This is a genomic window from Acidovorax delafieldii 2AN (assembly GCF_000175235.1).
Lineage (GTDB): Bacteria > Pseudomonadota > Gammaproteobacteria > Burkholderiales > Burkholderiaceae_C > Acidovorax > Acidovorax delafieldii_B.
Genome location: NZ_ACQT01000094.1, coordinates 1 through 13,817 on the forward strand (window position 1 = coordinate 1; position 13,817 = coordinate 13,817).

The window sequence follows — 13,817 nt, forward strand, 5'->3', positions numbered from 1 at the left end:
AAGCCCGCCGCTCCGTCGATGTGGCCCAGGCCCAGCAGGCAGGGGCGCGGGCGCAGATCGAGGCCAATGCCGATGCCGGCACCGACATGGTCCAGGCTCGGGCGCAACTTGCTCTGGCGCAGGCGGCCACGCTGGCTGCGCAGGCCCGGTTGGCCCAGACCCGTGTGCTGGCGCCCGCAGATGCCCGCGTGCTGGTGCGCCAGGTCGAGCCGGGGCAGATCGTGCAACCCGGCAAGGCGCTTTTCAGCCTGGCATTGGCCGGGCCCACGCAGCTCGTCGCCCAGGTGGACGAGCGTTTTCTCGACCAGCTGCAGCCAGGCCAGAAGGCGTCGGTGGTGGCCGACGCCTTTGCCGGTGAGCGCTTTGCCGCCCGCGTGCTTTCGATTGCGCCAGCGGTGGACGCCCAACGTGGCGCCGTCGAGGTGAAATTTGCCCTCGAGCAGCAGGCTCCCCCCTATTTGCGCGAAGATATGACGCTGTCGGTCGAAGTGGAAACCGCGCGGCGCGAAAAGGCCCTTGTGCTGCCGCTGGCAGCCCTGCGGGGCGCAACGGCCAGCGATACCGCCACGGTGCTGGTGTTGCAGGACGGGCGGGTGCAAGAGCGCCACCCCCGCCTGGGCCTGCGCACTCTGGATGCGGTGCAGGTACTCGACGGCCTGTCTGAAGGCGACGCGGTGCTGTGGGGCGGTACTCCCCGGGTGGGCGAACGTGCGCGTGCCCGACCGGTGGCGTGGATGGCGGGTGCGTCCGGGACCAGGGCCGTCAATGGGGGCTCTGCCGTCGCGGGGCGCCAGGGGGCGGACGCTGGATCCGCCCTCACCAATGCCATGGGGCGCTAGCGGGCCGCACATGCTGACCTGGCCCGGCTTCGAGTTGCGCGTGGCGCTGCGGTTTTTGCGGGAAGGGCGCATGCAGACCGTGCTGATCATCGTGGGCGTGGCGGCCGGCGTGGCGGTCATCGCCTACATCTCTGCCCTGATCAGCGGCCTGCAGTCGAACACACTCGCCAAGACACTGGGCGCCCAAGCGCACATCACGCTACGGGCGCCCGACGACTTGGTGGTGCCGGCGGCGGCGCCCCAGCCGGGTGTCGCCGTGCTCACCGAGACGCAGCCGCGCGCGCAGCGCTTGCGCTCGGTCGCCAACTGGCAGGCATTGATGCCGCTGCTCGAGGGCCATCCCGCTGTGGCGGGGGTCTCGCCCATGGTCTCTGGCAGCGGGTTGGCGCTGCGCGGCGAGGCATCGCAGGCCATCGCCCTGATGGGTGTGGAACTCGACCGGTACGACCGCATGGTGGGGCTGCGCTCGAAAGTGGTCAGTGGCAGCGCCCGGTTGTCGCCCGGCGAGGCCATTGTGGGGCGCGAGTTGGCGTCCGACCTTGGCGTGCGTGTGGGTGACCGCCTTACCGTGCAGACGGGAACGGTGGGCGATTCAGTACGCGTCACGGCCCTGGTGGACTTGGGTGTGAAAGACTTGAACCGGCGTACCGTGATTGTTCCGCTGCGGGCTGCGCAAAGCTTGCTCGGGCTGCCGGGGGGGGCTACCAATCTCGACCTGACCCTGAAGGACGTGTGGGTCGCCCAGGCTTTGGTGCAGCAACTGCGGGGGCAGTTTCCCTACAAGATAGAAAGCTGGCAGGAGACCAATGCCCAATTGGTGTCCGCTTTGAATGCGCAGTCGATCAGCACAGGCATCATCCGCGGCGTGGTGCTGGCGGTGGTGGTGTTGGGCATCGCGAGCGTTCTGGTGGTGTCGGTGGTGCAAAAAGGCCGCGAGATCGGCATTCTGCGCGCCATGGGCGCCACCCGTGGCCAGGTGCTGCGGGTGTTTCTGGTGCAGGGGGCCGTAGTGGGTGCTGTGGGGTCGGCGCTGGGCCTTCTGCTGGCCGTGGCGCTGATCTGGGTGTTCACGCACTTCGTGCGTGGTTCGGACGGACTGCCGCTGTTTTCGATTGCCCTGGCGCCCGCCACCGCGCTGCAGGTGGCAGTGATTGCTTCGGTTTGTGGCGTGCTGGCCGCCGTGGCGCCCGCACGGCGCGCGGCAGCGCTCGATCCGGCGCAAGCCATCCGCATGTGAGGCCGGGGTGAACGTTCCTTCTCCCGCTCCGGCCCTGGTTGCGCTCGATGGCGTGCGCAAAAGCTACAACCTGGGCCGGCCGAGCGAGGCCGAGGTGTTGCATGGCATCGATTTGCGCATTGGACGGGGCGAGTTCATCGCGCTGGTGGGGCCGTCCGGGTCGGGCAAGAGCACCCTGCTCAACATACTGGGCCTGCTCGAGGCCATGACTTCCGGCAGCTACCGGCTTGACGGAGAAGCGGTGCAGGGGCTGGGTGACGCGGCACTGACGCTGCGCCGGCGCCGCACCTTGGGCTTCGTCTTCCAGTTCCATCACTTGCTGCCGGCGTTTTCGGCGCTGGAGAACGTGACGCTGCCGGCCCTCATGGCCGAGGGCCGCATCCGCGCCGCCCAGCGCGAACGCGCACGGGACCTGCTCGCGGCGGTGGGCCTGGCCCGCGCCATGGACAAGCGCCCCGGTGAGCTGTCGGGTGGCATGCAGCAACGCGTCGCCATTGCGCGTGCACTGGTCATGGATCCTCCGCTGGTGCTGGCCGATGAGCCCACGGGCAACCTCGACACCGCCTCGTCGGCAGAGGTTTTCGCGCTGCTGCGCCGTATCCACGCCGAGCGGGGGACGGCCTTCGTCGTCGTCACCCACGATCCGCGCCTCGCGGCGCGCTGCGACCGGCTGGTGGAACTGGTCGACGGCCGTATTGCGCGGGACGAAGCGGTGGTGCAGGCGGGAGCGCAGTCTATGCCCGATGCACCGCCACCGTGAACGCAATCTCCAGCAGATAGTCCGGACTGGCCAGCTCTGCGCTCACGCAGGCACGGGCGGGGGCGCAGCCCTCGGGCAGCCAGGCTTGCCACAGAGCGTTGAAAGCGGCGCGGTCGGCCATGTGCTTGAGGTAGATCGTGGCCATCAGGATGTGGCGCTTATCGGTGCCGCACAGCGCCATGGTGCGCTCGGCCTGCGTGAATAGCGCTTGTGCCTGGCCGGTGATGTCGGTGCCACTCTCGGGCACTTCCACCAGGTAGACCGTGTGCTGGTGCACCACGGCGTCCGACCATTGGGCTTGCGGGTGAAGGCGGGTGATGGTGGTCGTAGAGTGCATTTCAGTGTTCCATTGTGATGGGCAGGGGACACCGTGCGCATGATCTAGGCGCAGCCGAGGCCATCAGCCGTCGTGCAAGGGCTGGCCCGCTGCACTGATGGCTCCCCCTCTCTTGCAGCGCACAGCGCTGCAAGAGAGGGGGGAAGCGGCGCAGCCGCACAGGGCGCCTTAATGTGAAGTGCCCTCCGAGCGGTTGATCTTGTTCCAGACGTTGTATTTGCCCACGGGCTTGCTCATGGGCAGGCGCTTGACCTCTTTGAGTGTCTGCGCGTCGAACACGATGATGGCGCCGTCCATTTCCCAGACGCTCACCAAAGCGTAGCGCCCGTCCTTGGTGAATTCGGTGTGTGCCAGCGTGCGGCCGGGCTCGCGCAGTGTGGCCGCGGGCGTGAGCGTGGCCTTGTCGATCAGCGTGAGCGTGTCCTTGGCCGTGGGGCTCATCATCGAATCGGCCCAGGCATAGCGGGTCGCCTCGTGGCTGCGCAGGAAAAAGCCGGGACCCGGGGTGGGAATGGTCTTGACGGTGCGCCACGTGCGCATGTCGATCACGTCGATGGCGCCGCCCTTGAGGTTGGGGCTGGCCAGCACCGTGGTGCCGTTCCAGGCAAAGGTAATGCCCGATCCCAGGTGCGGCATGCCTGCAATGGGCAGCTCGGCAATCTTGCGGCGCGCGTCCAGGTTGACCACCTGGGCAGTGGGAGCACCGTCGCCTGCACCCGTCTTGGGCCGGGTCGAGCCCAGCACATGGCGGTAGTCCTGGTCGAAGAAGAAATCGTCCAGCGGTTCATCGAGCGGGGTGCGGCGTACGCCTTGATAGCCTGGCTTGGCGATGGCCTCGCCCATCTTGTAGTCGTGCACCAGGCCGTCGTAGATGGGCGGGGCCTTGGGGTCGTACGAGATCTCCCAAACCTCCGGAATGTCCTTGAGCGCCACCACAAAACTCTTGCGCGGGGCCGCGTCGTACACCGCCGACACGCGCGAGGCCTCCTTGCCGTCAAGCGTGGTGGCGTCATAGCGCTTGACGAGGTTCAGGTCGGCATCGAACAGCACCACGGTGCGCGGCAGGTAGTTGGCGGCCATGACCCAGCGGCCATCGCCGCTCACGGCCACGTTGCGCATGTTCAGGCCGGCGCGCACTTCGGCCACTACGGTGAGGTTCCAGAGGTCGTATTTGGTGATCCAGCCATCGCGCGAGCCAAAGAACACAAAGCGCCCGCCGGGCGTGAATTTGGGGCCGCCGTGCAGTGCGTAGCGGCTGGCAAAGCGATGGATGACTTCGAAACGGTCGCCATCGACCAGCGAGACATGGTGATCGCCGCCCTCGACCACCACGAACAGGTTCATGGGATCAGCCTTCCAGGCCGGGCGGGCCGGCAGGTCCTTGGCACCCAAGGTCTCGACGCGGGACGCGCGCACATCCGCGTCGCTCCAAGCTGGTGCGGGTGTCACGGGCTGGTAGATCCATTCGGCCAGCGCGGTGATGTCGGCAGGTGCCAGCGTGCTGGAGAAGCCGGCCATCTGCGTGGCCGTGCGGCCATGCTGGATCACCTTGAGTGCGTCGGCGCGGCGCAGGCGCTCCAGGCTCTCGGGCAGCAGCGCCGGGCCCATGCCGCCGGTACGCTGCGCGCCATGGCAACTGGCACAGTGTTCGCGGTACAGCGCGGCAGCCGAGGCGGTGCCTGGGGCCGCAGCAGCGGAGGGGGGCGTGGCGGCTGCCGGGCTGGCCGGAGCAGTGGCGTTGCTGGCCTGGGCGTGGGCCAGGCCATGACCCATCCAGACCAGGCCGGCGCTCAACGCCAGGTGCGCGATGCCGGTCGCCCAGCGGTGCAAGGTGTCACGCATGCTCGCTCTCCGGGTGAATGTCGATGATGCGGCGGCTCTTGCTGAATGGGGTGACCGCCACGCGCAGCGCATCGCTGCCCGAGGCCAGTCCGATCTCGTCGTCACGCAGGTAACAGCCCGGGTCTTCGGCCCAGGCGTCGCCCGTGAGCTGTTGGGCGCGCACGCGCGTGTTGCCGCCGCAGATCTCAAAATAGCTGCAGCTGGCACAGCGCCCGCCCACGGGGCGTGGCGCGGCCTTGAGGCCGGCCATCAGCGGCTCGGAGGTATCGGACCAGATGGCCGAGAACGGGCGCTGGCGCACGTCGCCCAGGTCGTGGTGCCACCACATGGTGTCGGGGTGCACATGGCCGAGGTTGTCGATGTTGGCCACGTTCACGCCGCTCGAGTTGCCGCCCCATGCCACCAGGCGCTCGCGCAGTGGTGCTTCCCATTGCGGCATGCGTTCGCGCACCCACTGCAACAGGTAGGGGCCGTCGGCATCGTTGTTGCCCGTCACGTAATCTTCGTCACGGCCTTCCTGCGCGGACTGCCAGGCGCGCTCGAACAGCAGGTCGAGCGCATCGCGCGTGGCCTGGAACTGCGCGTCCTTGCCGCGGTGGATGTTGCCGCGTCCGGCGTAGTTGAGGTGCGAGAAGTAGAACTTGTCGACGTTTTCTGCGCGCATCAAATCCAGCAGCGCGGGGAAGTCGTGCGCGTTCATGGCGGTCATGGTGAAGCGCAGGCCCACCTTCACGCCGCGCTGGTGCAGATGGCGCACGGCGGCCAGACTGCGGTCGAACGCGCCGTCGAGGCGCCGGAAGTGGTCGTGCGTTTCGCGCAGGCCGTCCAGGCTAATGCCCACGTAATCGAAGCCCGCCGCCGCCACGCGGTCTGCCATGGGCTCGTCGATCAGTGTTCCGTTGGTCGACAGGCCCGTGTAGAAGCGCATGTCCTTGGCGCGCGCGGCAATGTCGAACAGGTCGGGCCGCATCAGTGGCTCGCCGCCCGAGAGGATCAGCACGGGCACGCGGTACGCTTTGAGATCGTCCATCACGCCGAACACTTCCTGCGTGGACAGTTCGCCCTCGTAGTCGTGGTCGGCCGACAGTGCGTAGCAGTGCTTGCAGGTCAGGTTGCAGCGGCGGATCAGGTTCCAGATGACCACGGGGCCCGGTGCGCCCCCACTGCCGCGGCGGGCATGCACTGCCTCGGGATAGTGGCCGGTTTTTTCGGCGTGCGCGAGTTCGCGCATGTATTGGCTAATGCGAAACATGGCCTCAGTCCTCCTTGGAAGGGTGTTTCAGCCGCAACCCGGTTTTCTTCAGGATCGCGGTGGAATAAAGAATGTCGTGGCTTCGGCAAGCCGGGCCCAGCAGTTCGGCCACTTGCACGGCCTGCTGTTCGACCTCGGCGCGTGTGCGGCCGTGCAGCATGGCGAACAGGTTGTAGGGCCAGTTTGGCAGGTGGCGCGGGCGGCGGTAGCAGTGGCTCACGCCGGGCAACTGGCCGATGCGCTCGCCCAGCAGGTCCACCAGCGCGTCGTCCACGTCCCACACGCTCATGCCGTTGGCGGTGAAGCCCAGGCGGTAGTGGTTGGGCACGGCTCCGATGCGGCGGATGAGGCCGGTTTCCAGCATCTGCGCCAGGCGCTCGCGCACCTGCTGGCCGGAGACGCCCAGGCGCTCGCCCACGGCGTCGTAGGGGCGCGGCACCAGCGGCAGGCCGCCCTGGGTGGCGGCAATGAGGGCGCGGTCGAAATCGTCAAGCGCCATGGGCTTCTCCGCTCGTCAGGGGGAGCTTGAGTTCGACGAAGAACTCGCGCTCCTTCGGGAAGGCGAGCACGGGGAGGCCCGTCTCGGCCTCGATGCGTGCGATGGCGGCCGCGCACTGCGCCGGCGTTTCGGTGCCCAGCACGAACCACATGTTGAGCGCATGGGCGCGCCGGTAGTTGTGCGCGATCTCTGGGTGGGCGTTGACCTGCGCCGTGACGGCCTCGTAGCGCTCCTCGGGCACGGCCATGGCGGCCAGCACGAAGAGGCCGCCCGCGCGCTCGATCTGGAACAGCGGGCCGAAGCGCGTGAGCATGCCGCTCTCCAGCAGAGCCGACAGCCGAGCTATCACATCGTCTTCGGTCCAGCCGAACTCGGCGGCCACATCGGCGAAGGGGCGCTCGGTCAGCGGCAGGTCGCCGTGCAGGCGTTCCAGCAGGCGGGCGTCATCCGGCGACAGCATCGAGCACCTCCGGTGTGGCGCCGGCGTCCGGGGCCGTGGCGGTGGGCAGGGCGCGGAAGCGCCGGGGGCCGGTCTGCTTGAAGCGGCGACACGAAAACAGCACCTCGTGTGGGTACTGCCCGAGGCCGGCGTCGGCGATGGCGCGCGCGATCACGTCCAGCACGGCGGCCCGGTCGCGGCCATGCACCATGCAGTACAGGTTGTAGGGCCAGCCCTCGGCGCGTTCGCGCCGGTAGGCCAGCGTGACGCCGCTGACGCGTGCCAGCGCCTCGCCGCAGGCGTCGACCTGCATCTCGGGCACATGGAACACGGTCATGGCGTTGGCGTCGAAGCCCAGTTCGTGGTGGCGGACGATGGCGCCGATGCGGCGCACCGTGCCTTGATCCAGCCACTGCTGCAGCGTGTGCAGCACCGATTCGGGCGTGCGTTGCAGGGCGCCGGCCCAGGCGTCGTACGGCCGCGGCACCAATGGAAGACCGTCTTCGAGCAGTGCGGCGAGTGGGCGGTCGGCATCGGCCACGGGGGCTGCATCGCGCGCCGCGGTCATGGGCGCCGGGGCGGTGCGCTCGCGCAGGTCGAAACCCAGGTCGATACGGTAGGCACGCTGCATGCGCAGTTGCAGTGCGGGCAGGCCCGTGGCTTCTTCCAGCGAGTGCATGGCGGCGCGTACGGCGGTGTCGTCCTGTCCGGTCATCACGAACCACAGGTTGTAGTGGTGTTCGCGCTGGTAGTTGTGGTTGACGCCTGGGTGGCCCGAGACGATGGCCGCCACGGTATCGATCCGCTCGGGTGGGACGGCCATGGCGGCCAGCAGTGCGGCGCCGCCGGCATTGCCCGCGAAAACGCCGCCAATGCGGCTCAGCGCGCCTTCATCCTGCAGCCGGGCGTAGCCGGCCAGGACCTCATCGAGAGCGATGCCCAGGCTGGCGGCAATGCGTGCGAAGGGCTCGCGCACCAGTGGAAAGTCGCGCTGCCAGGGGTTGAGCAGGGCCAGCCGCAGGGAGTGGGGATCCATGGGCGCTCAGAAGCCAAGGCGCGCGGCGCGCGAGGTGAAGAAGATGCCGCTCGGTGAATCGATCGACAAAGTGGTCTGCGTGGCAAAGCTCTGGGTATCGATCACGCTCACGCGGTGGTCGTCACGCGAGCTGATCCAGACCGATTCGCCGCGCGGCGTGAATTCCATGTGCAGCACGGCCTTGCCGGGCTCCAGCGTGCGCACGATCTTCTGCGTGGTGGTGTCGATGACCTGCACGCGGTGGTAGTCGGGCACTGCGAAGTTCACCCACACCTGGCGGCCGTCGGGCCGGGCCATGACGAACACGGGCTGACCCGCCACGGGGATGCGGCCCACTTCCTGCCAGGTGTCGGTGTCCACCACCAGCACCTCATGGCGGCCGATGGCGGGCAGGTAGGCGCGGCGCCCGGCCACGGCCCAGCCGCGCAGGTGCGGCATCTTGTAGACCGGCAGGGGGCTCCTGGCCCCGGCCGTAGCCGGCGAGGATGCGCCGCACCTGGGGCTTGTTTTCCCACAGATCGACCATGGCGAGGCCGTCTTCGCCGAACAGGCCGGCGATGTAGTGGCGGCCGTTGGGCGTGACCAGCGCGTCGTAGGGCTGGCGGCCGATGTTCGGCAGCTTGGTGGTGACGGGGCTCGCCGGATCGGACAGGTCCGAAATCCAGATGGCGTTGGCGTCGAACAGGCTGTAGGCAAAGCGGCGGCCCGGCAGGTCTACCAGGCCGACCACGCGCGAAAGCTTGCCGGGCTCGTATTCGGCGGGGATGTCAGCCACCAGTTCCAGGGTTTCGGCGTTGAAGGCCTTGATGCCGCCGGGCGTGTAGTTCTGCGCCACGACCATGGTGCCATCTGCGCTGATGGCGCCGCCGATGGAATTGCCGGCCTGCATCACGCGCGCATCGATGCGCTGGGTCAGCAGATCCACCTTGGTCAGGGCGCCGTCGCGGCCGAACACATACGCGTAGCGGCCGTCGCGCGAGAAGACCACCGAGGCGTGTGACAGGTCACCCAGCCCTTTGACCTCGGCCAGCAGGGTGCGGGCGGTGGTGTCGACGATGGCCAGCGTGCCCGTGGATCGGGCCACGACAACACCCAGGTCGCCCGTTCCACGCAGGGTGGAGGATGCTGCCGGTGCGGTGGTGGATGCGGCAATGCCGGCACAGCCGCTCAGCAGCAGCGAGGATGCACCCAGAAGACTCAGGCAGTGGCGGCGATTCATGGACGGTCTTTCACAGATTCGGGGAACCCGGCAAACAGCTGCTGGGCAATCCACAGAGCATCGGCCTCGCTCAGCATGGCCTTCCAGGGCGCCATGGGCGTGCCGGGACGGCCATGGTAGATGGTAGCAACCATGGACTCCAGCGGCTTGTCGGCCAGCGCCTCTCGCGTCAAGGCCGGACCCAGGCCGCCGGTCAGCCGAAGGCCGTGGCACGAGCCGCAGTCCTGGCGCACCATGCGCACCAGTTCCTGCTGGCGCTGCGTGGTGGGGGCAGCGGCTGTCTGTGCCTGTGCGCCCAGGGCCAACGCCCAGAGGGCCAGCCCCAGGGCCACCCGGGCCAAGGGAAGCTTGGCGGCTCGCGGAAGGGCCGGCGATTGCGGCGCGTTCTTGTCGTGCATAGCCCAATATCGCTGTATTCGCCACCATCGTCCTTGATGTGCATCAAGGACGACCGGCCCAGGCGTTTTGACAATGGGATCATTGCCAAAACAACCGTGCCCAGCCTCATTGGGAGCCCCGATGGATACCGCTTGCCCTTCTTCGCTGCCTCCCCCCGGCAGCAACGCCGCCGCCCTTCCAGAGGGCTCCTCTGCCCGGCTGGATCCCTCCGAGTGGGGCCGCGTGACCCTGGTGGGTGCCGGCCCCGGCGACGCTGAGCTGCTCACCCTCAAGGCGGCCCGCGTGCTTGCCAGTGCCGACCTGGTGCTGTACGACAACCTGGTTTCGGGCGACGTGCTTGCGCATGTGGCCGCGGGTGCCGAACGCATTTACGTGGGCAAGCAAAGCCGCAACCACACGCTGCCGCAGGAAGGCATCATCGAACTGATGGTGCGCCTGGCGCAGAGCGGCCGGTCGCTGGTGCGCCTCAAGGGGGGCGATCCCTATATCTTTGGCCGTGGGGGCGAAGAAGCCGAGGCGTTGGCTGCTGCGGGCATTGCCTGCGATACCGTGCCCGGCATCAGCGCGGCCCAGGGCGCCTCGGCCACCACCGGCATTCCACTCACCCACCGCGACCATGCCGCCATGCTGGTGTTTGCCACAGGCCATTTGCAGGGTGAAGAGGGCGAGCGCACCGTGGCGCTCGACTGGGCTGCGCTGGCGCGGCCGCGCCAGACGGTGGTGATCTACATGGGGGTGGGCACGTTGCCCATCATCTGCGCTCAGCTCATCGCCCATGGCTTGCCCGCCAGCACGCCTGCCGCCATGGTGGAGCGCGCCACGCTGCCCGGGCAGCGGAGCATTGTGGGCACGCTGCAGACGCTGCCACAGTTGAGCGTGGCCCACGGCGTGAATCCGCCAGCACTGATCATGATCGGTGAAACGGTCGCCTTGCAGGGGCGCATCGGATCCCCGGACGGGGTGTTCGGCGCATTGCCTCCTCAGACCGCCGGTGTCGCGGCCTCCGCCCAGCCAGCAGCCTGCGCAGCCTGACGGCCCGCGCGGTTGGGCAGCGCACCGTCAACGTAGCGCTCACCGCGTTGGCTTAGCGGCGCTGAAGTGTGGGGAGTGCGCAAGGCCCGTGGTTGCCGCTTGCCGGATGGACCAGCGGCTTTGCCGGGCGTTCGGTGCGTTGGTCGCCCGCGGTGCTTTTTCAATGTCAATACAGGCCGGCCGGCTCCTCCACCGGCCCACCCTGGTGGGTGCCGTTTCCGGCGCCGGGTCGCGCAGCGGTGGCGGCGTGTTCCTGCAGCCATCCCCAGACAATCAGGACCTGCGCTGCGTAGTAGGTCGACAGAACCCAGAACGACGCCATGGGCAGGTCCCTTGCAAAGCGATTGGTGGCCAGCAGCGAATCGCTCAGCATGAAGAAGGCCGCGCCAGCGGCCACCATCCATGCGCCCCGTCCGCCCATGACCGACGCGCGGCCCATCGCCTGCGCCGCCATGAAGGCAATGACCAGCACATAGGCGGCCACGGGGCCCCGCAACGCGGCAGGCAGGCCATTCGCCCAGAGAAAGGCGTACATGCCCGCACCCACGGCCAGCGTAGCGGCGAGCGCCCCGCGCTGGGGAAACCACGGCACGTCCAGCCGGAACACGCCCAGGTAGCACAGGTGTGCCAGCAGAAAGCTCACCAGCCCGGCAATGAACTGCCCGGGGAACATCAGGAAAACATCGCCTGCCAGTGAGCTGGCCAGCGCGGCCGTCATGAGCCGCCGTGAGGCCTTGAAGGACTTGCCTGGGGCGGGCGTGGGCGAAGATGCCATGGATCGAGGCCTTGTAATCAATGGCGCAGCGTGCGTACGGCGCATGCCGGCCCCGGTCCACAAGCACGGCGGGCGCAGGCCGTGCACCTCCACGCGAGTGAGGGTTTGGTGCAGCACTGCCGGGCGGCAACGGACAGGTTTTTCAGGCCTGCCAGGAGGGGGCCGGCTGCAGCGCAGTGGCAAGGCTGCAGCGAGAGAGCGGGACCGCGTTGCATGGTCGCCGGGCCCCGCATTCAAGAGGGCCGAGCAGGTGCCGCGGTGGCCACCACCAGCAGGGCGATCAGCATGGCGAGCGGCTTGAAGGCCCAGTGTGCCTCGGTCCAACCCACTGCACTGGTGGCTGTCGCCAGGGCGCCGACCTCGATCATCAGCGCCAGCGGTATGCCGATGCGCCCCTGCAGCACGGCGCCCATGGCCCATTGCGTGGCCAGCAACACCGCAAACCAGGCCAGGTTCTGCGCCAGCGGAGCGCCGTCGGCGTGCCACAGAAACACCGAGACACCCGCCAGCAGCAGCGCAAACTGCACGCCGGCGAACCAGCGGGTGGCGCGCGCCACGCCAGGGTCGTAACGCCGCACCTTCCGGATGTCGAAGGCCGGCTTGGGAAAGCGCTGCTCCACGTCGGCGGGGCGCCAGCCCGGGGGCTTGAGCCACACGCGGAGCTTGTCGCTCCAGCGCCGGGTGCGCCAGCTGTCATGGGCCAGGGCCGTGTACACGTGGGCATTGGCCCACAACGGGTCGCAGCTGTTGAGCAGGCCACGGGTGCCGTACACGCAAGGCTCCCCGGGGTTCTCGTCCTTGAACGTGCCAAAAAGGCGGTCCCATAGCACCAGGATGCCGCCATAGTTCTTGTCGAGATAGGGATCGTTCACGGCGTGGTGCACGCGGTGGTTGCTGGGGCTGCAGAACCAGCGGTCAAACCAGCCAAGGCGGCCCACGTGCTCGGTATGCACCCAGAACTGGTAGAGCAGATCGACCAGGCCCACGATGATGAACACCAGTGGCGGCACGCCGGCCAGCGCCATGGGGACGAAGAAGATCCAGCCCAGCAGGCTGCCTGAGCTGGTTTGGCGCAGGGCCGTGCTGAGGTTGTAATCCTGGCTTTGGTGGTGCACCGCGTGCGCGGCCCACAGAACGGCCACCTCATGTCCCAGGCGGTGCAGCCAGTAGTAGCAGAAGTCGTAGAACACCAGTGCCAGCAGGCCGCCGTGCAGGCTGGTCCAGAAGCCGTCATTGCGCCACAGTGCCAGATGCTCGAACAATGCGGTGTAGATACCGATGCGCAGCAGCCGGGTGAAGACCGCGCTGGTCTGGCTGAGAACCCCCACGCTGATGCTGCTCACGGCGTCGGCGAAATGGTAGGTGTGGCGCCGGCGCACCCATCCCACGGCCAGCTCCAGGGCCATGAGGGCGAGGAAGACAGGGGTGGCAAGGACGATGATCTGGCCGGGACTCATGGAGATACCTTCATGCTGCGCACGGTAGTGCTGCCCCGACGTAGCGGTGGGGCCGCGCGGCGCCATGCCGCCGCATTCTTGCCCTGATCAGGTCAGCGCGCCTCTGGCGTTAACCCTGATGATGCGCTCCACCACGCCCATGGCCAGGCCGCCGCGCACGCCGATCAGAAAATCGTGCAGGTTGACGGTGGGGTCGCAGTGGCCTGGCACCAGCCACAGCATGCGGCCCAGTGCGGGCAGCCGGGCCTTGGGGCCGTCGGGGTAGAGCATGCCGTGCTCGTCGCCCCCGTTGGCGTAGCGCAAGGCCCTCTCGGGCGGCAGCATGGCCACGGTGGGCAGTCCCGAGTCGATGGCGTGGCTCTTGTGGCCTGCATCGCACACAGCGTGGCCTTCGCACACCGAGATGACCTGGGTCTTCACGAAAAGCGCCTGCTCGAACGGTGGCTGCGCAGGCTCGCGCTCGTTGCGGGCGTAGTCGGCATCCATGAACAGGAACGAGCCCGCCTGCAGCTCGCCATACACGCCACTGGCGGCTTCATGCACCAGCGTTCCGGTTCCCGAGCCGGTGACCAGCGGCACGGCCAGGCCGGCGTCGACGATCAGTGCGCGGGTGTGGTCTGCGGCGCGCACTGCGGCCGTGATGGCCTCGCGCCGCTCGTCTGCAGCGCGCAGGTGCTGGGCGCGGCCCTGGTAG

At 68.3% G+C, this 13,817-nt stretch carries 12 protein-coding genes and 3 pseudogenes; 4 read left to right on the forward strand and 11 right to left on the reverse strand.

Translation table 11 applies throughout. From position 1 onward, the window contains the following. The 3 genes from ACDELDRAFT_RS12680 to ACDELDRAFT_RS12690 form a co-directional block, all read left to right on the forward strand. Window positions 1-839, forward strand: an 839-nt coding sequence (locus ACDELDRAFT_RS12680; protein WP_005797310.1) for an efflux RND transporter periplasmic adaptor subunit, incomplete at its 5' end; no start/stop codon positions are given. A gap of 10 nt (window positions 840-849) precedes the next feature. Further along, window positions 850-2,076 carry an ABC transporter permease gene (locus tag ACDELDRAFT_RS12685; RefSeq protein WP_005797311.1) on the forward strand — a complete coding sequence of 409 codons (1,227 nt, stop codon included), beginning with the start codon at window positions 850-852 and terminating at the stop codon, window positions 2,074-2,076. Between the two features lie 7 nt (window positions 2,077-2,083). Further along, window positions 2,084-2,836, forward strand: a complete 753-nt coding sequence (locus tag ACDELDRAFT_RS12690) for an ABC transporter ATP-binding protein (protein WP_005797313.1) — start codon at window positions 2,084-2,086, stop codon at window positions 2,834-2,836. On the opposite strand, the gene ACDELDRAFT_RS12695 is transcribed toward ACDELDRAFT_RS12690, so the two are convergent. The 8 genes and pseudogenes from ACDELDRAFT_RS12695 to ACDELDRAFT_RS12730 all read right to left on the reverse strand — a co-directional run bounded on the left by ACDELDRAFT_RS12695 (window position 2,811) and on the right by ACDELDRAFT_RS12730 (window position 9,858). Continuing rightward, window positions 2,811-3,173 carry a RidA family protein gene (locus ACDELDRAFT_RS12695; protein ID WP_005797315.1) on the reverse strand — a complete coding sequence of 121 codons (363 nt, stop codon included), beginning with the start codon at window positions 3,171-3,173 and terminating at the stop codon, window positions 2,811-2,813. The genes ACDELDRAFT_RS12690 and ACDELDRAFT_RS12695 overlap by 26 nt on opposite strands. Before the next feature lie 168 nt (window positions 3,174-3,341). Continuing rightward, window positions 3,342-5,015, reverse strand: a complete 1,674-nt coding sequence (locus ACDELDRAFT_RS12700; RefSeq protein WP_005797317.1) for a nitrite reductase — start codon at window positions 5,013-5,015, stop codon at window positions 3,342-3,344. After that, window positions 5,008-6,267, reverse strand: a complete 1,260-nt coding sequence (nirJ, locus tag ACDELDRAFT_RS12705) for a heme d1 biosynthesis radical SAM protein NirJ (RefSeq protein WP_005797319.1) — start codon at window positions 6,265-6,267, stop codon at window positions 5,008-5,010. The genes ACDELDRAFT_RS12700 and nirJ overlap by 8 nt, the downstream gene beginning before the upstream one ends. 4 nt (window positions 6,268-6,271) lie before the next feature. After that, complete coding sequence (ahbB, locus tag ACDELDRAFT_RS12710; RefSeq protein WP_005797321.1) at window positions 6,272-6,766, reverse strand: siroheme decarboxylase subunit beta; 495 nt, start codon at window positions 6,764-6,766, stop codon at window positions 6,272-6,274. Further along, window positions 6,756-7,226 (reverse strand): Lrp/AsnC family transcriptional regulator, encoded by a 471-nt coding sequence (locus tag ACDELDRAFT_RS12715; protein ID WP_005797323.1) that lies wholly within the window; start codon window positions 7,224-7,226, stop codon window positions 6,756-6,758. The genes ahbB (ACDELDRAFT_RS12710) and ACDELDRAFT_RS12715 overlap by 11 nt, the downstream gene beginning before the upstream one ends. Next, entirely contained in the window at window positions 7,210-8,241 is a 1,032-nt protein-coding gene (ahbB, locus tag ACDELDRAFT_RS12720) for a siroheme decarboxylase subunit beta (protein WP_005797325.1), read from the reverse strand. The genes ACDELDRAFT_RS12715 and ahbB (ACDELDRAFT_RS12720) overlap by 17 nt, the downstream gene beginning before the upstream one ends. Before the next feature lie 6 nt (window positions 8,242-8,247). Then, window positions 8,248-9,460, reverse strand: a pseudogene (locus ACDELDRAFT_RS12725) (cytochrome D1 domain-containing protein). Then, entirely contained in the window at window positions 9,457-9,858 is a 402-nt protein-coding gene (locus ACDELDRAFT_RS12730; protein WP_005797330.1) for a c-type cytochrome, read from the reverse strand. Before ACDELDRAFT_RS12730 ends, ACDELDRAFT_RS12725 begins: the two are co-directional and overlap by 4 nt. Window positions 9,859-9,979: 121 nt before the next feature. Between ACDELDRAFT_RS12730 and cobA the strand changes: the two genes are divergently transcribed. Beyond that, entirely contained in the window at window positions 9,980-10,891 is a 912-nt protein-coding gene (gene cobA, locus ACDELDRAFT_RS12735; protein ID WP_005797332.1) for a uroporphyrinogen-III C-methyltransferase, read from the forward strand. Between the two features lie 166 nt (window positions 10,892-11,057). Here the strand turns inward: cobA and ACDELDRAFT_RS12740 are convergent, their stop codons facing one another. From ACDELDRAFT_RS12740 to ACDELDRAFT_RS12750, 3 genes and pseudogenes are all read right to left on the reverse strand, one after another. After that, the gene (locus ACDELDRAFT_RS12740) at window positions 11,058-11,711 is read right to left on the reverse strand and encodes a lysoplasmalogenase (protein ID WP_100084436.1); all 654 of its coding nucleotides are present in this window, start codon (window positions 11,709-11,711) and stop codon (window positions 11,058-11,060) included. A gap of 206 nt (window positions 11,712-11,917) precedes the next feature. Next, window positions 11,918-13,123, reverse strand: a pseudogene (locus ACDELDRAFT_RS12745) (sterol desaturase family protein); the annotation flags it as partial. Between the two features lie 87 nt (window positions 13,124-13,210). Further along, a pseudogene (locus ACDELDRAFT_RS12750) lies at window positions 13,211-13,817 on the reverse strand (DSD1 family PLP-dependent enzyme); the annotation flags it as partial.